The 23,372-nt window shown below is 68.2% G+C and carries 18 protein-coding genes and 1 pseudogene; 6 read left to right on the top strand and 13 right to left on the bottom strand.

The features are described from left to right. Positions 1-51: 51 nt before the first annotated feature. The 6 genes from OG225_RS00755 to OG225_RS00730 all read right to left on the bottom strand — a co-directional run bounded on the left by OG225_RS00755 (position 52) and on the right by OG225_RS00730 (position 9,130). A complete protein-coding gene (locus tag OG225_RS00755; protein WP_067523410.1) occupies positions 52-255 on the bottom strand; it encodes a cold-shock protein in 204 nt (67 codons plus the stop codon). Between the two features lie 155 nt (positions 256-410). Then, positions 411-1,610, bottom strand: coding sequence for a hypothetical protein (locus OG225_RS00750; RefSeq protein WP_405179976.1), 1,200 nt, complete (start codon positions 1,608-1,610; stop codon positions 411-413). Between the two features lie 460 nt (positions 1,611-2,070). After that, the gene (locus OG225_RS00745) at positions 2,071-3,591 is read right to left on the bottom strand and encodes a sulfatase (RefSeq protein WP_405179975.1); all 1,521 of its coding nucleotides are present in this window, start codon (positions 3,589-3,591) and stop codon (positions 2,071-2,073) included. Positions 3,592-3,704: 113 nt separating this feature from the next. Then, positions 3,705-4,364, bottom strand: a complete 660-nt coding sequence (locus OG225_RS00740; RefSeq protein WP_405179974.1) for an FMN reductase — start codon at positions 4,362-4,364, stop codon at positions 3,705-3,707. A 2-nt stretch (positions 4,365-4,366) separates the two neighbouring features. Next, positions 4,367-5,506 carry an LLM class flavin-dependent oxidoreductase gene (locus OG225_RS00735; RefSeq protein WP_405179973.1) on the bottom strand — a complete coding sequence of 380 codons (1,140 nt, stop codon included), beginning with the start codon at positions 5,504-5,506 and terminating at the stop codon, positions 4,367-4,369. A gap of 147 nt (positions 5,507-5,653) precedes the next feature. Beyond that, positions 5,654-9,130, bottom strand: coding sequence for a protein kinase domain-containing protein (locus OG225_RS00730; protein WP_405179972.1), 3,477 nt, complete (start codon positions 9,128-9,130; stop codon positions 5,654-5,656). Between the two features lie 225 nt (positions 9,131-9,355). Here OG225_RS00730 and OG225_RS00725 point away from each other — a divergent pair, with 225 nt between their 5' ends. From OG225_RS00725 to OG225_RS00710, 4 genes are all read left to right on the top strand, one after another. Then, entirely contained in the window at positions 9,356-11,404 is a 2,049-nt protein-coding gene (locus OG225_RS00725) for a M3 family metallopeptidase (protein ID WP_405179971.1), read from the top strand. A 96-nt stretch (positions 11,405-11,500) separates the two neighbouring features. Further along, on the top strand, positions 11,501-11,923 hold the full coding sequence (locus OG225_RS00720) for a MerR family transcriptional regulator (RefSeq protein ID WP_405179970.1): 423 nt from the start codon (positions 11,501-11,503) through the stop codon (positions 11,921-11,923). Between the two features lie 144 nt (positions 11,924-12,067). After that, entirely contained in the window at positions 12,068-12,658 is a 591-nt protein-coding gene (locus OG225_RS00715; RefSeq protein ID WP_405179969.1) for a hypothetical protein, read from the top strand. 76 nt (positions 12,659-12,734) lie between these two features. Next, positions 12,735-12,932 (top strand): hypothetical protein, encoded by a 198-nt coding sequence (locus OG225_RS00710; protein WP_216910347.1) that lies wholly within the window; start codon positions 12,735-12,737, stop codon positions 12,930-12,932. A gap of 15 nt (positions 12,933-12,947) precedes the next feature. Here OG225_RS00710 and OG225_RS00705 read toward each other — a convergent pair whose 3' ends face one another. Beyond that, entirely contained in the window at positions 12,948-16,028 is a 3,081-nt protein-coding gene (locus tag OG225_RS00705; RefSeq protein WP_405183143.1) for an ATP-binding protein, read from the bottom strand. Between the two features lie 9 nt (positions 16,029-16,037). Then, positions 16,038-16,319 (bottom strand): annotated as a pseudogene (locus tag OG225_RS00700) (winged helix-turn-helix domain-containing protein); the annotation flags it as partial. 443 nt (positions 16,320-16,762) lie between these two features. On the opposite strand from OG225_RS00700, the gene OG225_RS00695 reads away from it, so the two are divergent. Both OG225_RS00695 and OG225_RS00690 read left to right on the top strand, forming a co-directional pair. Continuing rightward, entirely contained in the window at positions 16,763-17,113 is a 351-nt protein-coding gene (locus tag OG225_RS00695) for a hypothetical protein (protein ID WP_405179968.1), read from the top strand. 143 nt (positions 17,114-17,256) lie between these two features. Further along, a complete protein-coding gene (locus OG225_RS00690; protein WP_405179967.1) occupies positions 17,257-17,721 on the top strand; it encodes a hypothetical protein in 465 nt (154 codons plus the stop codon). A 1-nt stretch (position 17,722) separates the two neighbouring features. Here OG225_RS00690 and OG225_RS00685 read toward each other — a convergent pair whose 3' ends face one another. From OG225_RS00685 to OG225_RS00665, 5 genes are read right to left on the bottom strand one after another with little or no spacing between them, the layout of a single operon-like run. Then, positions 17,723-18,829, bottom strand: a complete 1,107-nt coding sequence (locus OG225_RS00685) for an MSMEG_0565 family glycosyltransferase (RefSeq protein WP_405179966.1) — start codon at positions 18,827-18,829, stop codon at positions 17,723-17,725. Beyond that, on the bottom strand, positions 18,820-19,680 hold the full coding sequence (locus tag OG225_RS00680; protein WP_405179965.1) for a carbon-nitrogen hydrolase family protein: 861 nt from the start codon (positions 19,678-19,680) through the stop codon (positions 18,820-18,822). Before OG225_RS00680 ends, OG225_RS00685 begins: the two co-directional genes overlap by 10 nt. Before the next feature lie 12 nt (positions 19,681-19,692). After that, on the bottom strand, positions 19,693-20,964 hold the full coding sequence (locus tag OG225_RS00675) for an MSMEG_0569 family flavin-dependent oxidoreductase (protein WP_405179964.1): 1,272 nt from the start codon (positions 20,962-20,964) through the stop codon (positions 19,693-19,695). After that, positions 20,964-21,902 carry a carbon-nitrogen hydrolase family protein gene (locus OG225_RS00670; RefSeq protein WP_109523388.1) on the bottom strand — a complete coding sequence of 313 codons (939 nt, stop codon included), beginning with the start codon at positions 21,900-21,902 and terminating at the stop codon, positions 20,964-20,966. The genes OG225_RS00675 and OG225_RS00670 overlap by 1 nt, the downstream gene beginning before the upstream one ends. Further along, entirely contained in the window at positions 21,899-23,332 is a 1,434-nt protein-coding gene (locus tag OG225_RS00665) for an MSMEG_0567/sll0787 family protein (protein ID WP_405183142.1), read from the bottom strand. Before OG225_RS00665 ends, OG225_RS00670 begins: the two co-directional genes overlap by 4 nt. Positions 23,333-23,372: the final 40 nt, after the last annotated feature.

Raw genomic sequence — 23,372 nt, 5'->3', positions numbered from 1 at the left:
AACGGCAAAAACCCCGCACCCTGAGGTGCGGGGTTCTACCGACTGCGTCGATCAGATCGCGCGGACGTCCTGGGCCTGCGGCCCCTTCTGTCCCTGCCCGACCTCGAACTCCACGCGCTGTCCTTCTTCGAGGGACTTGAATCCCGAGCCGGACACGGCGGAGTAATGAACGAAGACGTCAGGGCCGCCACCGTCTTGGGCGATAAAGCCGAAGCCCTTTTCGCTGTTGAACCACTTCACACTGCCTTGAGCCATTTGCTTACTTCATCTTTTCTGTAGGTGAGCCGAGCAAATCACACCGATAAGCTCGATCCCACTGCCTAACCATGCCACGGATTGACCGATAATGCCCGCCTTTTGTGAGCAAGGCGACAACCCGGCGAGGAGCGATCCGACCTGGACAGCGGGTTTCAGCCACCGTTCAGCCAACGCTGTTTCAGTGCCCAGTGATTGTCCCACCACTGCCGCGTGACCTCGGGATCGGCTCCGGCGGCGGGCGGCGGGGACTCCCCCGGGAACAGGCCGTTTCCGTCGGGTTCGCCGACCTTCGACGGCGCGGGCGGCGCTTCGGGCGCCTGTTCCTCGGCGGGGGCCTGCGCCTCCTGCTGCGGCACCGATTCGGACGGTTCCGGCTTCACGGTCGTGGTTGGCCGGGGCGGCGCGGTCGGGCGCGGATTGATCGGCACCGGCGGCACCCCGGGCGGTGGCATGGGGGCCGGTAACCGTTCCATCTCCGCGGCCACGGGTGATTCCGGCGGCGGCGCGACGGGTTCGATGGTGGGCGCCGCCGACACCGAGGTCGACGGCACGGTGGTGGCGGGCGAGCTCGACTCGGCGACGACCTTCGCCGCCGGATGGTCGTCACCGATCTGCGCGACCGCGAATCCGGTGGCGCCGAGCACGGCGACAATCGCCGCCGCGATCAGCACGGGTCGGCGCAGCCTGGCGGTACTGGTGGCCGACGCGGCCGGGTCGGATTCCTCGATCTGCCCCGACGCGACCAGCGCCGCGCCGCGCGCCGCCATCGTCGCGGCCCCCGGCGCCTGGAGAACGGGTACGCCGAACCCTTTGTCGAAGGCCGCGGCGATGGCCGGGATCCCGGCGGCCGCGCCGCACAGCAGCACCGCCTCGGGCCGCGTCGACGGCGAATCACACTGGCTGCGAATACGAATGACGGCGGCGTCGGCGGACTCGGCGCCGACGATGCCCGGCTGCCAGGTATCCGAGGCGCGCACCTGCGCGCGGGCCGCGTCGACCAGCGCGAAAGAGGTGCGCCGATCCACGGTTTCCACGATCAGGACGGGGCCGTATTTCTCCTGCCCCGGCACCTCGCGAACCGCCGCGAGCAACGCCGAACGCACCGAGACCAGCGACGCCGAACTCCAGCCGCCGGTCGACAGATTCGTCACCAGCGCGCGGCGCTCCTCGGCGGTGCGATAGACGACGGCGACGTTCTCGATCCGGATATCGGGCGCGACGGCGGCGACGATCCGGTCGAGCACCCCGGGAACGGCATCGACGCCGTCGGCGACCTGTTCCTCGACCGTGCGCAGGATCTTCTCCAGCGCACCGTCCTCCGGCGTACACGACACGAGTACCCCGCGAACCACTGTCTGTTCCGCGGATAGACCGACAGTTGCCCTCATGAAATACCTCGATTCGACAAACACTCTCGTAAGGAGTTCGCAGCGGGTACCCGAAACGATGGGCGCGTGGCGCGACGGTCTCGCAACGATCGGTCCAACCCGGGAGCTTCCATCGACGCCGGGCGATATCGAATACATATCGCCGAACCGATATCCACCCCAGAGCACCGGTTCGACGACACTGCGGATCGGCGGCCTGCAAGGTTGCAGCATATTGCCGCGAACACGGAATTTCTATCTCTACCTGCGACGAATGCGTTACGCGTGTCGAAAACGGGAACGCACCGGGCACCCAGCAACGAACGTGTGTCGCCGTCCCGGGCGCGGCGCGCGGCGACGACACGGACACGAATCGATCGCCCCGACGCACATTTCGGTCACCGGATGTGACCTCACTCACCCGGACGATTCCGGGCGCGACGGGTCAGCAGCTACTTCCGGTGCACGCCGTGAGTTCGCGCAAACGGCGGTCGAGCGCGTCGACGGTGTCGGCGTGCGCGGCGCGACCGTCCGCGGTTTTGATCAGATTCGTCAACTGGTACGGGTCCGCGGCGAGATCGTAGAGCTCGTACTCGCGCTCCGTGAGCGGGCGTTCGCGTTCGTACCAGCGCACATAGAGGTAGCGCTCGGTGCGGATACCGACCCAGGACGGCATGTCGAAGGCGTACATCGCCGGGGTGTCGGTGCCGGGGATCTGTTCCTGCGCGATGCCGTCGCGCCCGGTCGCGCCCGCGCCGCCGTACTCGGCGGTGAAATCGGTGCGCCACCCGGTCGTGTCACCGGCGAGCGGACCCGCCAGCGAGCGGCCGTCGATCCGCGCCGGAAGCGCTATGCCCGCCCAGCCGAGAATGGTGGGCGCGAGGTCGATGGACAGCGCGAACGCGTCGGTGGTTCCCCGGCGAATACCGGGACCGGCGACGGCGAGCGGAACGCGAACGGATTCCTCGTACGGCGCCATCTTCTGTGTGAGCCGGTGCGCGCCGAGGCTGTATCCGTTGTCGGAGGTGAAGATCAGATAGGTGTTGTCGAGGGTTGCGGTCGCGGCGAGAGTGTCCACGATCGCGGCCACCATCTCGTCCAGCGCTTTCAACGAACCGAGCCGATTGGTGTAGTCCACATCGTTGGTCGCCGCGATGGTCGCGGCGCGAACGCCCGCGGTGTCGATCAGCCATTCGGGTTTGTCGGAGACGTCGGCCTCCTGGTAGTTCGGCGAGCGCGGCGCGGCCGTCGGGACGGTCTCGGCGAGGTGGCGCGGCGCGGGCGGAATCGGAAAATGCGGGGCCGTCGAGGCGGCGTACCAGAAGAACGGTCGCGCGGACGCGGCGGCGTCGGTGATGAACCGCACCGATTTGTCCCGGACCACATCGGTTTGGTAATCCTTCGGCGCGACACCGTATTTCACGAAGGTGCCGTTCTCGTTGAGGGTGTAGTTGTAGCCGGCGTAGAGGAAGTTGTCCACGCCCGCGTTCCAGTCGTCCCAGCCCGGCGGGATGTGGCCGGGATCGTGTTCGAGGCCGTTGAGATATTTGCCCGCCATGCCGGTCCGATATCCGGCGTCGTGCAGATGGGTGGCGATGGTGTGGGATTCGTTGCCGTTGTCACGGAAGGTCTCGAATCCGCCGACCTCGCCCGCGTTGGTGAGCACCCCGGTGTTGTGCCCGTACTCGCCGGTCAGGATCGACGCGCGCGCCGCGCAGCAGATCGGCATCGGCGCGAACCCGTCGGTGAATTCCATTCCACGGTCACGGATCAGCGCCGCGGTCCGCGGCATGGCCTGCCAGACCGGCGTGGAGGTCGTATCCAGATCGTCGGCGAGGATCATGACGATATTCGGACGCCGGTCTTCGGGCGTGTCGGCGGTCGAGGTGCCGGGAAGCCACACCAGCGCCGACAGCAGCAGGATCGCCGCCGACAGCACACGACCACGCGAAGGACCATGACTCATCGAATGCTCCTGCCGGACGGGGGCAACGGTCCCGCAGAGTATCCATCACGACGGCCACGAGGAACCGGGCGGTCGGCATCCGACACGCTGTATCGAATGCCGACCGTACGGCGTCAGATGTCGGCACCGCCGGTGTGCCCCGCGAGCAATTGGCTGAACGGCGTCACCGCCGCGAGCGAATTACCCGAGGTGCGCCGTCGCGGTGAAGCCTCCGGCAGGAAACCCGATACCGCGGTCGGCGCGGCGACGACCAGCGTCGCGAATTCGGCCGCCGCCCGATGCACCCGTTCGGCAAGACCCGACGACCCGAAATCCGCTGTCGCCGCGAACACGCCGGTGGGCGGCACGACTGCACGCAGATAGGTGAACAGCGGACGCATCGAATAGTCGAGCATCAGCGAATGCCGCGCCGTTCCGGCCGTCGCCGCGATCAGCACCGGCATCGCGTCGAGCGCGTCCGGATCGAGCACGTCGACGAACATCTTGAACAGACCGCTGTAACTCGAGGCGAACACCGGTGTGACGGCGATGATCCCGTCGGCATCGGAGACCCGCTGGCGAGCCGCCGCCACGGCGGGCGTCGGGAGCCCGCCTGTGGTCATGGTGGTGGCGAGATCGGTGGCGAGTTCCCGCAATTCGATGACCTCGATGTCGACGCTCTCACCCCGTCCGCCCACCGCCGCGGTGACGGCGGCGGCGAGCTGATCGGCGAGCAGACGCGTCGACGAGGGCTGTGAGAGACCCGCGCTGAGAACGACGATGCTGCGGCTCATGATTACTCGCTCTCCGATTCGGCCGAAACCTGTTCGCGGGCCGAGACCACCAGGTGGTGTGGGCTGTCCGGACCGGCGGCCACCAGTGTTTCGTGGGTCGGCGGATCGCTGGGCACGTGGGCGGGCCTGCGCGATTCGAATTCCTTGCGCAGGACCGGGACCACCTCGCGGCCGAGGATCTCGATCTGGTCGAGCACCACCTCGATCGGCAGTCCGGCGTGATCCATCAGGAACAGCTGGCGCTGGTAGTCGCCGACGTAATCGGCGAAACCGAGGGTGCGTTCGATGACCTGTTCCGGTGTGCCGACGGTGAGCGGGGTCAGTTCGGTGAATTCCTCCATCGACGGCCCGTGCCCGTAGACCGGCGCGTTGTCGAAGTAGGGGCGGAAGTACTTCTTCGCCGCCGCCTCGGTCTCGCCCATGAACGCCTGACCGCCGAGTCCGACGATGGCCTGATCGGCGGAGCCGTGACCGTAGTGCTCGTAGCGCTGACGGTAGAGGCGCACCATCTGCTCGGTGTGCTCCTTGTTCCAGAAGATGTTGTTGTGGAAGAAGCCGTCGCCGTAGAAGGCGGCCTGTTCGGCGATCTCCGGCGAGCGGATCGAGCCGTGCCAGACGAACGGCGGCGTGCCGTGCAGCGGCGCCGGTGTCGCGGTGAAACCTTGCAGCGGGCCGCGGTACTTGCCTTCCCAGTCGACACGGGATTCGCGCCACAGGCGACGCAGCAGGTGATAGTTCTCGACGGCGAGCGGGACTCCGTCGCGGATGTCCTTGCCGAACCACGGGTAGACCGGTCCGGTATTGCCGCGGCCGAGCATCAGATCGGTGCGCCCGTCGGACAGGTGCTGCAACATCGCGAAATCCTCGGCGATCTTCACCGGGTCGTTCGTGGTGATGAGCGTGGTCGCGGTGGACAGGATCAGCCGTTGCGTGCGGGCGGCCAGATAGCCGAGCATGGTGGTCGGCGAGGACGGCACGAACGGCGGATTGTGGTGTTCCCCGGTCGCGAAGACGTCGAGGCCGACTTCCTCGGCCTTCTCACCGATCGCGATCATCGCCTTGATCCGCTCGGCCTCGCTGGGCGTCCGGCCCGTGACCGGGTCCGTGGTGAGGTCACCGACGGTGAAGATTCCGAATTGCACGGGGCCCTCCTGGGGTCGAGATCCATACTTTGTTGACTTGGCAACCAAATTAACAGCAGGTGCGCGACACCTATTCCCCGAGTCCACGAACCGCCGGCGGTCTTCGTCACGCCCGTGCGGCCGCCGGCGCCGCTCGGCAGGTGGGCCTCAGATGGTCTGGGCGGTGTCGGCCTCGATCAGCGTCCGCAGGAACGCGGCGGGAACCTCGGGCCAGGCCGGATCCCACCGGCCCGCCCGCTGATCCTCGTACAGGGCGGCCAACGTCGCGAGGACGTGCGGACCGCCGTCGAGCAGGTAGCGGACCGAACCGAGGTCGGCGCACTGGGCGGTCACGATGGCGAGCAACTTCTTCGCGCCGTCCACGCGGCCGTCGGCGGCCAGGCAGGCCACCAGCAGACGACGGGCCTTGAGCAGTTCGCGCGGCCGGTGCAGGGATTCGAGCCGGTCCACCCATTCCTGGGCCCATGTCCGCGCCAGCGCGGTACTCGGCGCGGACTCCTCGGCGAGCAGCAGTCTGATGGCGGTGAATTCCTCGTACAGGACGGTGAATTCGTCGATCGGGTCGACGGGCGTGCGGCGATGGTCGTGATCGACGACGGGCAGGCCGCCGAATTCGGGATGCGGGGGCAGGCCCAGGCGCAGTCGCTCGTTCTCCACCTCGGCGCGCAGTCGAGGCAGCGACATCGCGCGGGCCACCCGCGCGCCCTCGTTCAGCCGCCTGACCGCGGCGGCCCGGTCACCGAGCAGGGCCTTGACGCGGGCTCCCACCACGTAGCGGGCGAGTTTGAAATCGACCACGCCCGCGTCGGGGCCCAGTTTGTAGCCCTCGTCGAGATACCGTTCCGCCGTGACGATCGCACCGCGCTCGTAGAGCAGTTCGCCCAGCAGGGAACCGGCGAGCCTGGCGCCGTAGGAATGGCTGCCGCCGGACCGCTTGGCGATTTTCATGGCCTCGCGGAAATAGTCCTCGGCGCGCACCAGATCCAGTTGCAGGCTCGCGGCCAGTCCGAGGAAACACAGCCCGTGCACCGTGTTGTAGAAACCCCTGTTGCGCCGAGTGTAGGGGGCCGCCCACCGGTGCAGCCGCAGCGCCTCCTCGAAATCGCAGCGGTAGCCCGCCGCCAGACTCGCCACATTGGCCGCGACGGCGACCACGTACGGCGACAGTTCGTCGGCGCGGTGGAAACACGGCGCGAGCCGGTCCTCGATGCCGACGAGCACATCGGCGCGAATCGTCACCACCGCGTGCAGCACCCCGGCCTCCGCGCGCAGCCGCGCGATCGTGTCGTAGTCGGCGTCGCCGTGGTCCAGACACATTTCTGCCTGTCGAAGCGCCTGTTCGGCCGGTGCGGCGCGATGCAGCAGGATATTGGCCCACGCCAGATTCAGCTGGAGTCGCGGACGGATTTCGACCGCGGTCGCCGGAAGTTTGGCGATCAGGGCGATCAGACTGGAGAACTGCCCGTACTCGAGCAATGACATCCCGTCCCGCTCGACGATCTCGACCGCGCGCGTCTCGTCACCGGCGAGCAGCGAATGGTCGACCGCCTCGCTGACGTGCCGGTGCTCGGCGAGCCAGCGCGAGGCCACGCGATGCAATTCGCCGATCCGCTCGGGCCGGTCGCGTTCGAGCCGCTGCCGCAGGAAATCCTGGAACAGGTGGTGGTACCGGAACCACTGTCCGTCCTCGAGTTTGCGCAGGAACAGGTCCTGCTGCTCGATACTCTCCAGCATCGCCTGCCCGTCGGCCACCCCGGTCAGCGCCGCGGCCAGTTCACCGCAGATCCGCTCGGTGATCGAGGTCGCGACCATGAATTCCAGCGTGCCCGGTTCGAGTGTGTCCAGCACGTTCTCCACCAGGAACGCGCTGATGGCGTGATGACGACCGGTCAGATGTCTGATCAGCTCGCCCGGATCGGCACTGCCGCGCAGGGACAACGCCGCGAGTCGCAGCGCCGCGACCCACCCTTCGGTCGATTCGGCGAGATCTTCGACATCACCGAGATCCAGGTCGAGCCCGCCGATGTCGACGAGCAGCGTCTGCACCTCGTCGACCTCGAAACGCAGTGCGGTCGGCCCGATCTCGACCAATTCGTCGCGCGAGCGCAGCGAACTCATCGGCAGGCCGGTCTGTCGACGGCTGGTGACGACGACGCGCAGCGCGGGACTGCAACTCTCGAGCAGATACCGCAGCGCCCGCGCGGTCGCCGGGTCGCTCACCCGATCCCAGTCATCGATGACGACGACCAATTGCTCACCGCCGCCGTCGATGTCATTGACCAGCGAGGTCAGCACATAGCGCTCGGCCTCGTCGCCGTGTTCCTCGAGCAGCATGCCGAGTTCGCGCGCCAGCGACGGCCGCACCGCCCGGATGGCTTCGACGAGATGGGACAGGAACCAGACGACGGTGTTGTCGTCGTGGTCCACCGTGAGCCAGGCCACCGCGACCCCCTCGGCGGTGAGCGTGGCGCACCATTGGGCGGCCAGCGTGGTCTTGCCGAAACCGGTGGGGCCGTGGATGATCGCGAGCCTACGGTCGCCGCCCCGGCGCAACAGTTCGATCAGGCGCGGGCGGTCGACCAGCGGGCGGGTCGCCACCGGCGGACGCAATCGGGTGGCGGGCACGGGCGGGGTCGTCGCGGGCGAGGAATGCGCCGAGGTGCGACGTCTGCGCTGTGCCGTCGTGGTCAGCGCGAGACGCTGCCCCGTGGGTTCGGCGGTCGGCAGCGGCAGCGGAATCTCGTCGGCGGCCAGACCGTGCCGGTCCTGGATCTCGCGCAGCAATTCGCCGAATTCCGCGGCGGTGGAAGGCCGTTCACTCGGATCGCGGGCCATCGCCGTCTCGATCGCGGCGGTGACGTCGTCGGGCAGTCCGGCCTCACCGAGATCGGGAATCGGATGCCGGGTGATGCGCAGGAACTGCGCGACCAACTGCTCCCCGCTGCGGCGTTCGAAGACCGCGTGGCCGGTGCTCGCGCAGAACAGGGTCGAAGCGAGACTGTAGATGTCGGCGGTGGCGTCGGGAACGTGTCCCTGCAACACCTCGGGCGCGGTGAAGGCGGGCGAGCCGGTGATGGTGCCCGCCGTGGTCCGGAATCCGCCGGAGAGCCTGGCGATGCCGAAATCGGCGAGTTGCGGCTCACCGTATTCGGTCAGCAGGATATTGCCCGGTTTCACGTCGCGGTGCAGCATGCCGCGACGATGCGCGGTCTCCAGCGCGCCCGCGATCTTCACCCCGATCCGCAGGGCGTCCTGCCAGCCGAGCGGGCCGTGCTCCTGGATTCTGGTGTCGAGCGAACCGTGCGAGTGGTAGGGCATCACGATGTAGGGCCGCCCGGTCGCGGTCGATCCGATTTCGAAGACGCTCACGATATTCGGGTGGCCGGACAGTTTTCCCATCGCGAGTTGTTCGCGGACGAACCGCTCCAGATTCTCGGATTCGAGGTCGGCGGTGAGCACCTTGATCGCCACCGCGCGGCCGAGCGCGGCCTGTAGACATCGGTACACCACACCGAATCCACCACGGCCGATCTCGGTCGCTTCGGCGAATCCGGCCGCGACGAGTTCCGCCGCGAACCCTGACGTCGAGTCGCGTTGCGTGGAGAGTGGATCGATATTCGCCACGACGACCCCGATACAACAACCGACCTGTTATTCGAGCATATTCCCGTCACGGCCGTCGCGCGCGGTGCGGCGGCGCGCCGGGTGAGCTCCGCACCAGCGTGTCCCACCGCCACGGGCCCGACAACCGTTGCGCGCAGCCGGATCCGATACCGCTACGCGCGGGCGAACCGGCACGGTTGCGACCGTCCGGAATATTTCGGACCGTCGCGGGCATATGGTCGGAATATGACGAGCAACCCGTTCTTCGCGCCGAGCACGCTCCCCTATCAGCTGCCTCCGTTCGCGGAGATACGGGAGGAGCACTACCTGCCCGCGTTCGAGCGCGGCATGGCCGAACAGCTCGCCGAGATCGCCGCGATCACCTCGGGTCCGGCCACGCCGACCTTCGCCGACACCGTGGTCGCGCTGGAACGTTCCGGCGCGCTGCTCACGCGCGTCGCCAACGCGTTCTTCACCATCGCCTCCTCCGATTCGACCGACGCCACCAAGGCGATCGAGGCCGATCTCGCGCCGCGCCTGGCCGCGCACCGGGACGCGATCTACCTGGACCCGGCCCTGTTCGCCCGGATCGAGGCGCTCTACGAACGTCGCGGCGAACTCGAGGGCCACGGCGACCCTGAAGATCACCGCCTGCTGGAGCAGTACCACGTTCGATTCGTGCGCGCGGGCGCGCGGCTGGATGCCGCGGGACAGGCGCGGCTGCGCGAACTCAACGCCGAACTGGCCTCCGCGGCCACCGAATTCGGACAGAATCTGCTCGAGTCGACCAACGCGGCCGCGCTGGTACTCGACCACGAGGACGAACTGGCCGGTCTGACCGCGTCGGCGGTGACGGCCGCGGCCCGCAACGCCCGTGATCTCGGATACGACGGGGCCTGGGCCCTGCGGTTGCAGAACGTGTCGAATCAGCCGGTCCTCGCGGAACTGGCCGACCGGGATGTGCGCCGCCGGGTGATGAACGCCTCACTGAGCCGTGGCTTCGGCGACGACGCCAACAGTGTTCTCGCCGTGCGGATCGCCGCATTGCGAGCCGAACGCGCGGCGCTGCTCGGCTTCGCCGATCACGCGGCGTACGCGGTGCAGGATCAGACCGCGAAAACCCCGGAGGCCGTCGAGGAGATGCTCGGGCGGCTCGTCGGGCCCGCGGTGGCCAACGCCGACCGCGAGGCGCGGGAGTTGGCCGCGGCGATGCGCGGTGCGGGGTCGGAGGCCGAGCTGCGCGCCTGGGATTGGCAGTACTGGTCGGAGCGGGTTCGAGCCGAACGCTTCTCAGTCGACGCCGAGGCGTTGCGGCCCTATTTCGAACTCGAACGCGTCCTGGTCGACGGCGTGTTCCACGCCGCGGGACTCGTGTTCGGAATCACCCTGCGCGAGCGGACCGATCTGGTCGGCTACCACCCGGATGTGCGGGTCTTCGAGGTGTTCGACGCCGACGGCGGCGCCCTCGGCCTTTTCCTCGGCGACTTCTTCGCAAGGCCGTCCAAACGCGGCGGGGCCTGGATGAGCGAGCTCGTCGCCCAGTCCGGGCTGCTCGGAACGCGCGCGGTGGTGGTGAACAACCTGAATATCGCGAAACCACCGTCGGGTACGCCCGCGTTGCTCAGCTGGGACAACGTGCGGACGCTTTTCCACGAGTTCGGGCACGCGCTGCACGGGCTGTTCTCGGATGTGCGCTACCCGTTCTTCGCCGGTACCGAGGTGCCGCGCGATTTCGTGGAATTCCCGTCGCAGGTGAACGAGATGTGGATGTCGCGCCCGGAAGTGCTGGCCAACTACACCCGCCACGTCGAGACCGGCGAGCCGATGCCCGCCGAACTCCTCGACCGGATGGAGGCCGCCGAACGCTTCGGGACCGGTTTCCGCACGGTCGAGTATCTGGGCGCGACGCTGTTGGACTGGGCCTGGCACCGGGTGCCGAATCCGGAGGCGCTGGCGGGAACGGACGCGGCGACGTTCGAGGAGGAAGCCCTGCGCAAAGCCGGACTCGCCATCGCCGCGATTCCGCCGAGGTACCGGACGGGTTATTTCGCTCACATCTTCTCCGGTGGCTACGCGGCGGGCTATTACTCCTACATCTGGAGCGAAGTGCTCGACGCCGACACCGTGGCGTGGTTCGAGGACGGGTCGGCGTCGATCAGGGAGAAGGGCGAGATCTTCCGTCGCGCGCTGCTGGCCAAGGGCGGGTCGGTCGATCCGCTGGAGGCCTTCGAGAGTTTCCGTGGCCGGGCCCCCGAGATCGAGCCGCTGTTGGCCAGGCGCGGTCTGGGCGGGTGAGCCCCGCGCGGGAATTTTTCGCCTTGCCTTGACGTCGAGGTCAATGTCTAGCGTCGGTATCGGGCAGCGGGATGCCTCGCCAGGAAGGACTCACGGATGCGTATCGGAGAGCTGGCCCGGCGCTCGGCGACCACCACGCGCGCGCTGCGGTACTACGAATCGCGTGGATTGCTCAGCGCGCGTCGCGACGACAGCGGCTACCGGGTCTACGACGAGGACGATCTGCTGATCCTGCGCCAGATCCGGACCCTTCAGGACTGCGGATTCGACCTGGAGGAGATCAGGCCGTTCGTGGAATGCCTCAGGGCCGGATTTCCCACCGGCGATTCCTGCCCGGCGTCGTCGGAGGTCTACCGCAGGAAACTCGGCGAACTCGATGACCGGATCGCGCGATTGCGCGATGTCAGGGAGTGGATTCGCACCCGGCTGGACGCACCGGGTGAGCCGAGTGTGGACCGACGGCCCGCCGCGCCGCCGAAATGCGAACTCACACCGATCGGTCTGCGTCCGGGCGCGTAGAAACCTCGCCGCCGCCACCCCCGGTGGGCACCCGCGCCGGGAGCCCGGTCGATTCGCGAGAAAGCGAGGGGTTAAATTATTCGGGTGACGAGGGCATCCGTAGCGACGACGGCAGGGGCAAGGCGAACGGCGGACGGAACGGCGGTGCCATTCCGGGATGCGACGGTGGCGTGGGCCCTGGCGGCCCATGCCGTGCTGTCCGAAACCGCTACCGCTTACGGACATTTCATCACCGTCAACGAATTGGCCGAGCAGGTGCAGGAGACCTCGGGAGTCCAGACCGAGGCCCCGACCCGCACCTGGATCGACGCCATCCTGCGCAAGGTGGCGCGACGCTGCCACCGCGCGGGCGAGCCGCCGCTGACCGCGCTGTGCGTGCGGCAGAACCAGACCGTCGGTGACGCCTACCGCTACGTCCTCGAACTGGCCGGGCTCCCGATCCCGGACGATCTCGAATTGCACGCCGCCTACGCGCGCTGGCAGTGCTACCAGCATTTCGGCGCCGGTATGCCCGCCGACGGCGCCGTCCCGCCGCTGACCCCCAAGGTGGCGGCCCGCAGGCGGATGACGACGATGACGGCCCCCGCCGCCGAGGCCGCGAGCTCAGCCGATACCGCACGGCAGACGGCGCAGCCCGAACCGCCGCAGGAGGAGACCGCGCAGCCGCCCCGCCAGCGCGTCTGCGGTGAGTGTTTCATCCAACTGCCCGCCAGTGGCGTGTGTCACTACTGCTGAATCGCGACGATTCCGACCGGTCGCCACGCCGAAGCGGTCGTTGTAATACCGGCGGTCGTTATCCAGGCTTGGCGCCATGGCCACCGAATGCCCGACCTGCTCATGGCCCGCACCGATGTATGTGTCGTCGCACGGCTCGGTCCGCTATCTGCGATGCGTGTGCGGGCAGTGGCTCGCCGCGCATCGCGGCGGCGTCAGCCCGGTTTCCGGACCCGGAACCGGTTCGGCGCCCGCCGCCCAACATCTGGAACTGATCCCGTTCCCGGAGGAGTAGCCGGGAACGGGCGGTTCAGCGCAGACGCTCCGATTTGTCCGAGGTGGATCCGCCGCACATATCGTCGATCGAGTCCAGCAGCGGTGCAAGCGAATCCAGCGATCTACGCACGTCGATGACGAGTGTCTCCGCGTCCGCTCGCAGGGCCGCCGCCGTTTCGGCGTCACCGCGCACTTCGGCCAGATCGGCCAGCAGATTGTCCATCGGACCGAAAGTGGTGGCCCCGCTGTCGAACCCGATGAAGGTGCCGGAATGCGGACGCAACGCGTCATACATCTCGCCCGCTGCGCGCACCTCACCGAGCGCCACCGCGGCATACGCACGGAACGCCGACATCAGCTGCCAGTAGAACCCGTCGGCGACCCGGTCGTACTCGTGGAATATCGCACGGGCCCTGACGGGATCGCCCGCGTGGATCAGCGCGAGGACGTAGAACTGGGCGATCAGCTCCGGTTCCGCCACGAACCAGCGCGCCACCCGGTTCAGCACCACCGACAGGTCACCGCGCGCCCACGCGATGGTGATCGCGCCCGTCATGCGGATCGCCTCCTCGTCGGTGATCCCGGTCCTGGCCATGGCCGCGCCGAAACGCCGGTAGTCGGATTCGGCGGCGCTCACCTCACCGCGCAGCACCCGCACCACCGCCGGGAAAGCCACCAACTGGCCCAGCAACTGCTGGGATTCGCCGCGAATCGCGCATTCGAGCGCACGCACGGCGTGTCTGCTCGCCTCGGCGAGGTCGACGTCGCGGCAGGCCACCCGGAAGCGCATGTAGTGGGCGAGTGCCTGGTAATCCAGCGACCGCGCGTCCAGCGATACGCGCAGCAGTTCGTCGGCCAACACACGCCATCGATCGAGCCTGGCCGATCCCACCGTGGTGTAGGCGGCGGCATTGAGTGCGGCACAGACCAATTCGAGGTCACCACTGCACTGGGCCGTCTCCAGCGCCCGCGCGGCCCGCTCACGCGCCGAATCGGTGCCAACGCCCAACGGCGTCTCGAAGACGAGGGCGACGAGCAACCACGCCTCGTCGTGACGCGAGTTCTCCCGCGCGATGGCCGAGACCAGGGCATCGTGCACCCGGCTGTCACGCGGATACCAGTCCCGGATGCCGTGCACCACCGGCGCGCGCCAGCAGGTCAGGGCGCGGACCACCTGATCGTGGCCGGACAGGCTCTCGGCCAGGCCGAGCGCCCGTTCCTGGACCGCCCTGGCCGCGCGGACCCGGCCGTCCAACGCGAGCGCGTTGGTGAAGGCACACAGGGTATCGAGCAAACTCTCCCGTTCGGCCCGCGCGGCCGAACTCATGGTGTGGTCGGCCAATTCGTGTAATCCGACCGCGGCCCGCCACCACCGCGTCGCGTCACCGCGCATGCCGAGACTGTCGCAGATCCGCGCGGCGGCGGTGACGTGTTTCAGGGCGTGCGGCGCGGTGGTCCTGGTCGCCCCGCGCGCCGAGTGATACGCCAGCGCGGTGGCCTCGCGCAGGTCCGCCCCTCCGCCCGGTTCACGACTCTCCATGAGCGCCAAGGCGTTCCAGTGCATCCGGCTGCGGCGCAGCGGCGGGATGCTGTCGTAGACCGAATCCTGGATCAGCGGATGGTCGGGCATGATCCGGCCGCATCCGTCGAAGGTGACGAGGTCTGCGGCCGCCGCGGTGTCGATCAGGTCGACCAGACTCTCCTCGGGGACGCCGGACAAATCGGCGAGGGTGTCGATATCGACCGCCCGGCCCCACACGGCCAGATGTTGCAGAACCGCGAGCACACCGGCGGGCAGACGCTCGATCCGTTCGATCAGCACCGCGCGAATACTCTCCGGCAGACCGATCAGATCACCCCGCGCGGCAAGCAATTTCGACAGTTCCCTGATGAAAAGCGGATTGCCGCCGGTGCGCCGATGCAGCACGCGCAAGGTCTCGTCGTCGATCGAGGCCAGACCGACCTGGCGGGTGATCTCGCGCGTCCCGGCGAGGTCGAGTCCGGACAGTTGCACCCGTTCGGTGGTCCGGTCCGCGATCGCCGCCTCGGTGGCCCGCAACAGCGGTGTCAGTTCCGACCCGCGCACCGTCATCACGATCAGGACCGGCTCCCGGTGCAGCCAGGTGGCCAGCTGCCGCAGGACCTGGAGGGTGGCGGCTTCGGCACGGTGCGCGTCCTCCAGCACGATCGCGACCGGTCCCCCGCCCGCGAGTTCACGGCACCTCGACGCGACCGCCTGGGCGATGGTGAACGGGTCTATCGGCCCCTGCCTGGATTCGGCGGGGTCGGGCGCACCGCCGAGTTCGGCCAGGATCTCCGTCCACACCCACGCGGGCGGCGCGCCGTCGATCTCCGGGCATTGCCCCGAGGCGGTCGTCCACCCCTCGGCGGCCAGACCGCCGAGCACTCCCGCCACGAGCGCCGTTTTCCCCGTGCCGGATTCACCCATCAACCAGATGACGCGCAGTCCGTCCGCCCGCGTCTCGGTCGCTGTCGCCTGAATGGCCGCGCGTTGGCGCGGATAGAAGGCGGCGGCGGTCGCCACGGTGGCCCTGCCCGGCCTGATACCGGCTCCCACCTGCGGATTCCGTAGGGATATCGAATCCTCGGCGCCGACATCGCGGTGGAACTCCAGTGATTGATTGAGGATGGCCGACTCGAGGTCGTTCAGCCGCTGGCCCGGGTCGATCCCGAATTCGGATCGCAGAAACTCACGGGTGCGGCGCAGCGTCGCCAGCGCTTCCACCTGCTGGCCGACACGGTATTGGGCGGAAGCGAGCAGCCGCGCGCTCTCTTCACGTCCGGGATTTTCTTCGACCTGCTGTCGCATTACGGCGATCACTTCGCCGACACGACCGAGTTCCAACGCGGCTTCGGCCCGCATCTCGGTCGCCGAAATTCTTAAATCGGTCAGCCGCGTTACCTCGGCTGTGGCCCATGAGGCGCCTGGGAAAGATTCGAAGGCATTGCCGCGCCAGCAATTCAATGCCTCGTCGAGCATCCGATACCGCTCGCCCGCCGTCGGGCGGTCGTTCACACTGTGCGCCTTTAGCTGGTACAGCCGCAGCAACTCCTCGAATCGCCATGCGTCGACACTGCCCGCGTCCAATCGCAACGCGTATCCACCCGCCTCGGAGACGAGGATCCTAGCGGGCGTGCGCGGTCTTCGCGTGGGTTCGAGAACCCTTCTGAGATTATGTATTTGAACCTGTAGAACAGCGGAGGCCTGGGCGGGCGGCGCACCGTCCCAGACATCCTCGGCCAGCCTGTCGACCGCGATCGTTTTCCCACCTGCGAGGACAAGGCGACCGAGTACGGCTTGTTGCCGTCCCGTTCCGATACGGGCTGCGTGGCCATCCAATGAGACTCGCAGCGGGCCGAACACTCGAACCTGTAGCTCCGTCATGGCACGACGCCCCTCCAACCGCCGGATATTCGAAAAACTACCGTTTAGTTTGCATGATTGTCCGTCAAATTACCTGTGAGTACCAGAATTTACAAACGGTAGTGATCCAGATGTGTCGGCAAACACGTTGCTACACAAGAACACCTACCGCCGGATCGGAACCAGCCATATACCGGACGGACTGCGCGACGACGCCGGGATGATCCGCGAATACATGACACATCGCGTTTTCCGGCCGCGCCCGGATCCACCGGGCCCTCGGATCCCGAACTTCCGAGGAATACCGATACTCTATTCATCCGCCGCCCGGATCGCGGTCGGGCAAGATATCACGAAACGGTATCGAACCACAATGGAAGCCGAATGGAAGCGGCGCAGAAGGCATCCGGAAGCGCGCCATCGGATAATTATTCGGAACACATTTCCTCGACTCAGGAGTTCCCATGATGGATTCGTCCGACGTACGTACCGCGCAGCCGCTCGTCGCTCCGGACCGTGCCGCCATCCTCGCGGGTCTGCTCGGACTGGCCGAGCAGACGGTGGCACTCACCGATCGCCTGCTCGGCTGCGCCGCGCCCGGCGACACCCCGCAGGCCGAAGTCACCGGCGAGGCGGGAGAACCGGCGCGCACCGGTCTGTATCGCGACTGCGACGGGGATATCTGGCAGAAGACGACTGTCGGCTGGCGGCTGTGCCTGCAACGCGGCGTCGCCGTCGACAGCACCTCGGTGTGGGAGTGGATGGACGGGCACGTCCGCGATTACGGACCGTTCGTCCCGCTCGCCACGGTCTGATCCCGACGCGCGTCCGCGACCGGGGGCGCCGGAATCGGCCACCCTCGGAAAAACCGTCCACCGATTCGACAGAGCGCTCGCCGAAAGAATGGATCAGAAACAACACCCTATTTCGATTCACAGCGGAACAGGAAAGGTCGACCATGACTTACGCGTCTGATATCGAACCACCTGCCGGTGCCGGACACCCCCTCCGGCAACGGGTCGCCGAAGGCACATCCCTCGCCACGGCGATACTTCTGTTCACCGCCGCGCTGCTCTCGTTCTTCGAGGGCCTCTCCGCCCTGCTGGACGACGAGTTCTACGGCGCGGGTGTCGAATACATCTACAAGTTCGACGCCACGTCGTGGGGCTGGATCCACATCGCTCTCGGCGGCGTTCTGGCGCTCTGCTCGATCGGCCTGCTCACCGGGACCATGTGGGGCAGGTACGCCGCGATCTGCCTCGCGGTGCTGTCGATCATCATGAATTTTCTCGCGCTTCCGCGCTATCCCGCGTGGTCGATACTCGTCATCGCGATCGATATCGTCGTCGTCTGGGCGATCGCGGCCTGGCATCCGGCGCCGCTGCGCCCGGTAGCGGCGACCCCGGACCTTCGCGAGGCGTGATCTACGCGGTTCGACATCGCCGGGGATCCGACTCGGCGACCCCGGCATAGAACCGCAGGTGCGCGACGGCCGCACTGTCCCAATCGAAGCCGCGCGCGACCACGCGTCCGCGCTCACGGCGCGCGGCGTCGGGCCGCAGCGCGTGCCGCAGTCGCTCCGCCAGCTCGCGCGGTGTCGTCGCGTAGGTGACCGCGTCCGAGAACACCTCGCGCAGCACCGGCAGATCGCGGGCGACCACCGGAATTCCGGCGGCGAGCGCCTCCATCGCGGCCAGCCCGAAACCTTCCTTGACGGAGAAGAACGGCAGTGCCGTAGCGGCGGCGACGAGTGCGGGGAGTTCGTCGTTGGCGACCGGGCCCAGAACCGTCACGTCGATGCCGAGTTCCTCGGCGCGCGCGTCGAATCGCGCGCGGTACTCGCGATAGTCGAACAGTGTCTCGCCCCCGGCGAAGACCAGACGCGTTCCCGGTTCGCCGAGTATCGCGAAGGCTTCGAGCAGATCGTTACTGCCCTTGCGCGGCTCGATGCCGCCGACCGCGAGCACGTACCGGCCGAGCCGATCGCGCCACCGACGCCGGTCGGCGTCCGCGCACGGTTCGGCGGCTCGCGCGAATCGGTCGTATTCCACCCCGTTCGGGATGACGGTGGGCGCGAACCCGTAGCGCTCCCGTACCTCGGCGGCGACGGCCGCCGACACGCAGACGCGCGCGTAGGGATCGCGGATGGCGCGTTCGTGGCAGCGCGCGAGTTCCGGGGTGGTGAAATCGTCGAGGTGGTGGATGGTGCGGACGCAGTCACCGACGGCATTGGCGCTGATGCAGTCCTGCGCGTGCACGATGTCGTACTCGTCCGGGGTGAACGCGGCCCGCAGAGTGTCGATGGAGCGCAGGATCCGCGCGCCGACGGTCTCGGTGTCGGAACCGGTGAACGGCACGACCACGACCCGCACCTCCGGATCGACGGCACGGAAGAACGCGGAGTCGCCGCCCCTGCCCAGCGTCCACACGGTCACCTGGGCGCCCGCCCGCGCCAGCGCCTCGGCCAGATTGAGGGTGTGCACGACGCCACCACGCGGTTTGGTGGAATAGGTCAGCAGCGCTATTCGCATGGTCGGCCGGCCTTGTCTCGCAACAGATTGTGATAAGTGTCGGTGCGGCGCTCGTCCAAGTGCCGCAGTACCCGCCTCGCCCGGTCCACCTCGGCGTCGATATCGATATCCGCTACGGCGAGACCGCCTTTCGACCAGGTCTTGGCGAGGATGTCGCCACCGGGACCGACCACCTTGGCCTGACCGAGAAAGCGCAGTCGGCCGGTGATGCCGGTCTGATTGGACGAGGCGAGCACCACCTGGTTCTCGGCGGCGCGCGCCTGGTCGTAGAGGTCGAACAGACGCGCCTGCCGGTCGTTGGGCATACGCGAGGCGCGATCGGTGACGCTGGCGGGCCACGCCGAGAGCGCCGCGATCGTGCGCGCGCCGTCCAGGGCCAGTGTGCGCGCCGATTCGGGGAAGGTCTTGTCGTAATCGATCAGCATGCCGAGCCGCCCGACCGGGGTGTCGAACGCCGCGAACCGGTCGCCCGCCGCGTAGGCCAGATGCTCCCCCGCGGGCTGGTGCACCTTGCGGTGACGGCCGAGTACACCGTCACCGGTGAGGCAGACCGCCGCGTTGTAGCGCCGCTGCCCCGCCCGCTCGGCGTATCCGACGCAGACCGTCATCGCCCCGGCCATCCGGCACAGCATCCCGATCTCGGAACCGTCGGGGTCGATCGCCTCCGGCCAGTGCGCCGGATCGGGATTGCTCAGGTCGCCGAGGTAGCCGCCGAGGGTGGCGTCGGGCAGGACGAGCAGGTCGACGCCGTCCGCGCCGAGCCGTTCGATGATTCCGGCGAGTTTGTCGAGCGCGCGGCCGATATCGGCGCCGAAATGCCCGGCGACGGCGGCGATTCGGGTGAGGGGCATCTCGGCTCCGTCTCAGGCCGCGGCTTTTTCCCTGGCGCCGGCCGCGATGCGCTCGCCGAGATGTTCGGCGTCGCGCGCGATGGCGGCGAAGCGGCCCGAACCCCAGGTGTGCAGCCACGGCAGCCCGAGGAAATACAGTCCGGCGATATCGGTGACGCCGCGGTGGTGACAGGGGTGGCCCGCGCCGTCGAAGACGCCGACGCGCAACCATCGGTAGTCGGTGCGGAATCCGACCGACCAGATGACGGTCGCGATATCCGCCGCGCGCAGATCCAGTTCGGTGATCTCGCGTTCGGGTCGCCACACCGGCCGGTACCTGGCTTCGACGGGCGCGTCGATACCCGTTCGGGCGATGTGGGCGTCGATGGAATCCTTGATGCTCTCCGCGACCGCGTCGGCGGCGTCGAGCGAGCGCGTCAGGGTCGGCTCGAATACCGCCACGCCGTCGACGATGTCGACCATCCGGCCGTAGAGCGACATGCCCTCGGTGGCGAATCGGCGCAGATCGATATCGCGACCGCCGCCGCGTCCGGTGACGTAGTGGTTGGTGTTCTCGCGTTTGCCGAGTCCGCCCGGCTGCTGCTGGATGGGGATGTCGTAGTGGCCCATGTCCTGGAGCCACGCCACACAGTCGCGGCCCCGGTAGAACCGGGCGACCCGGGGCGCGTCACCCGTGGCCAGATGCACCGCGCGCCCCTCCAGGTGCAGGTCCTCGGCGATCTGCGCCCCGGATTGGCCGGTGCCGACGACCAGAACTGCACCGGCGGGCAGTTCGTCCGCGTTGCGGTATTCGGCCGAGTGCAATTGTTCGATCCCGTGCGGCAGTTTCTCCGCGAATCGCGGAATCGTCGGCACGTGATAGCCGCCGACCGCGACAACGACCTGATCCGCGCGCAGCGGACCCGCGGTGGTCTCCAGGTCGAATCCGCCACCGTGCGACCGCGTCACCGAGACGACATCGACGTGTTCGCGCACCGGCGGGCCGAATGTGTCGGCGTAGGCGCGCACCCAGTCGTAGACCTCGGCGCGGGACATGAATCCGTCCGGATCCGTTCCGCCGTAGGAATATCCGGGCAGGACGCACTGCCAGTTCGGGGTGACGAGGGTGAAATTGTCCCAGCGGCTGTCGCGCCATTCGTGCGCGAGGGTGTCGCGTTCGAGGACGACGTGGTCGATGCCGCGGGCGGTCAGATGCCAGCTCATGGACAGCCCCGCCTGGCCGCCGCCGATGACGACGACCTCCCGATGTTCCACGGCCGCGGCCGTATCCGAGTCGTCGCCCATCACTGGCCGCCCGTATTCGCCGACGCGACGAGTTCGGCCTCCGGGCTGTCGGGCCTGCCGACGACCCCGTGCCGCTGCACGACCCGGTGGTAGAGCTCGGGCCGCCGGTCGCGCAGGTTGTACATCCCGCCTCCGCGCGCCTGTTCCAGCGCGGCGTCGACGTCAACCGTCGCGGTGGCGAGCCCCGGGACGACACCGGTGTCGGCGAGCACTTCACCACCGGGTCCGACGACTTTCGCACTGCACACGAAACGCAGCGAACCGAAGGACCCCGCCTGATTCGAGGCCACCCACACGACCTGGTTCTCCACCGCGCGGGCGCGGTCGTAGATATCGAAGCGCTGTTTCCATCGGTCGTCCTCGAGCCGTTCGACGGTGGCGGTGCGCGCCGTCGGCCAGGCCGACAGGGAGGTGATGATCCGCGCGCCGTCGAGCGCGAGGCTGCGCGCGGCCTCGGGGAAGGCCTTGTCGTAGCAGATCTGCATGCCGAGCCGACCGACCGGAGTGTCGAAGGCCCGGTATTCGGAACCCGCCGAATAGCAGAGGTTCTCGCCGAGCGGCTGGTGCACCTTGCGGTAGGAGCCGAGGATGCCGTCGCCGTGCAGGGTGACCGCCGCGTTGTACCTGGCCGTGCCGTCGGCCTCGCAGAAACCGAGGGTGACGACGAGATCGCCCGCCATGGCGATGATCCGGCGCAGTTCGGGACCGTCGAGTTCGAGGGCGGGCGGCAGACTGCTCAGCCTGCGCTGTTTGGCCTCCTCGCTCTCCCCGCCGCCGCCCAGACTCGGCAGGTAACCGCCGAGACATGCCTCGGGCAGGACCAGCAGGCTGCTGCCGCGTTCACGCGCCTGTGTCATCAGCGCCTCGATGGTGCGGTAGCAGGCGTCCATATCGCGGCCGAATTCGGCGGCGGCCACCGATATCGTGTGCTCGCTCATGATTCTCCCAATCCGGTGACGGCGCCTGGCACCGCGACCGTGGTCGTTCCGTCGGGCCAGCGCAAGGTGACCCCTCGTGTCGATGTGAGGACTCCGCACACCGCGGAGGTGGCCGGTCCGGCCGGAGCGATCGGCGCGCCAGGCCGGTCGGCGGTGATCATCGCGAAACCGGGAAAGCAGGTGATCCATTCCGCGACAGTGGTTTCCGACGGTCGTGGGATACGCGACACGTCGAGTTCGACGCCAACCCCGCTCGCCTCCGCGAGCATGCCCGCGGTACCGGCGAGCCCGGCCATGCTGACATCCTTGGCCGCGTGCGGACGTCTCCGCGCGACGAACTCGCCGAGTTGCCGCAATTCCGTTCCGGTGCGATGCGATGACGAATCCCATTGGCGGCCCGTGTATCCCGCACGCCATCCGCCGCCGAGATCCGCGGTGAGACGCAACTCGTCCCCGACCTGCCCGCCGCCGCCCGGCACCGGATGCGCGGTGCGGCCGAGCGCGGTGACCGACAACGCCGCGGGCACGCCGAGCTGGGTGTGCCCGCCGAGGACCGGCACACCCCATATCTCGCTGGCCCGGCCGAGGCCGCGCAGCACCCGGGTCAGCAGCGAGCGCGTCGGGGCGCCCACCGCGTCCAGCATGCCGACCGGCCGCGCGCCCATCGCGGCGAGATCGTTGAGATTGACCAACGCCGCGCACCAGCCCGCCCATTCCGGATCACGTTCGACCATGGACGGGATGATCGCGTCACAGGCGGCCACCAGATCGCTACCGGGTACCGGAGCGCCGTCGTCGCCGCGAAAACCACTGCCGCCCAGTGCCATCGAGTCTCCGCGCAATGGCGCGAGCGCCGCGGCGAGCATGCCCTTGGTGGCGTGGGCCAAACGCTCGACCCGGTCGATCGGCCAGCGCATCCGCACGTGGTCGGTCTGCCCGACCACGCACTCGCCCAACCGGATCCAGCCGAGTCCGGCGAACATCCGCTCGTACCGCGCCTGGACCGTCGCCTCGAAGCGCAGCACCTGGGAGTTCTCCGCGAAGGCGCACGCCGCGCGGACCAGTGCCTGCCCGACGCCCTTGGTGCGCAGCCGACAGTCGACCACCAGCCTGCTTCCCGTCCACCACCCGATATCGACCGGTGTGGCCGGGGCCACGCGCACACCGCCGAGCAGCACGCCGTCCGGGGTGAGGGCGACGAGCACCGTGGTGCGCGGATCGTCATCGATGTCGTCGGAATCGGATCCGGCGAAAAGCCCCTGCTCGACGACGAAATTCTCCCGGCGCATGGCCCGGTATTCCGCGAGCCGCCGGTCGTCGGCCGGTCCGATCAGATACCCGGACGGCGGTTCGGCCGGTTCCCGATGCCCCGACAGCACGCAATAGTCCAGCGAAGGCGCAGGCGCGGTGGCGAATTGATCGGTCCACATATCCCTGACGGTGCCCATGCCGACGTCGGTGCCCATGTCG

The sequence above is a fragment of the Nocardia sp. NBC_01377 genome (assembly GCF_045040005.1).
Classification (GTDB): domain Bacteria; phylum Actinomycetota; class Actinomycetes; order Mycobacteriales; family Mycobacteriaceae; genus Nocardia; species Nocardia noduli.
This window is presented reverse-complemented; position numbering and strand designations above follow the sequence as displayed.

What these genes read in the sequence shown, in the direction of transcription:
- OG225_RS00710 (WP_216910347.1), top strand. Translation starts at nt 12,735, where the DNA reads ATGGCCACCGAATGCCCGACCTGCTCATGGCCCGCACCGATGTATGTG.
- OG225_RS00685 (WP_405179966.1), bottom strand. Translation starts at nt 18,829, where the DNA reads ATGCGAATAGCGCTGCTGACCTATTCCACCAAACCGCGTGGTGGCGTC.
- OG225_RS00680 (WP_405179965.1), bottom strand. Translation starts at nt 19,680, where the DNA reads ATGCCCCTCACCCGAATCGCCGCCGTCGCCGGGCATTTCGGCGCCGAT.
- OG225_RS00740 (WP_405179974.1), bottom strand. Translation starts at nt 4,364, where the DNA reads ATGAGCCGCAGCATCGTCGTTCTCAGCGCGGGTCTCTCACAGCCCTCG.
- OG225_RS00725 (WP_405179971.1), top strand. Translation starts at nt 9,356, where the DNA reads ATGACGAGCAACCCGTTCTTCGCGCCGAGCACGCTCCCCTATCAGCTG.
- OG225_RS00720 (WP_405179970.1), top strand. Translation starts at nt 11,501, where the DNA reads ATGCGTATCGGAGAGCTGGCCCGGCGCTCGGCGACCACCACGCGCGCG.
- OG225_RS00670 (WP_109523388.1), bottom strand. Translation starts at nt 21,902, where the DNA reads ATGAGCGAGCACACGATATCGGTGGCCGCCGCCGAATTCGGCCGCGAT.
- OG225_RS00695 (WP_405179968.1), top strand. Translation starts at nt 16,763, where the DNA reads ATGATGGATTCGTCCGACGTACGTACCGCGCAGCCGCTCGTCGCTCCG.
- OG225_RS00665 (WP_405183142.1), bottom strand. Translation starts at nt 23,332, where the DNA reads ATGTGGACCGATCAATTCGCCACCGCGCCTGCGCCTTCGCTGGACTAT.
- OG225_RS00675 (WP_405179964.1), bottom strand. Translation starts at nt 20,964, where the DNA reads ATGGGCGACGACTCGGATACGGCCGCGGCCGTGGAACATCGGGAGGTC.
- OG225_RS00745 (WP_405179975.1), bottom strand. Translation starts at nt 3,591, where the DNA reads ATGAGTCATGGTCCTTCGCGTGGTCGTGTGCTGTCGGCGGCGATCCTG.
- OG225_RS00690 (WP_405179967.1), top strand. Translation starts at nt 17,257, where the DNA reads ATGACTTACGCGTCTGATATCGAACCACCTGCCGGTGCCGGACACCCC.
- OG225_RS00755 (WP_067523410.1), bottom strand. Translation starts at nt 255, where the DNA reads ATGGCTCAAGGCAGTGTGAAGTGGTTCAACAGCGAAAAGGGCTTCGGC.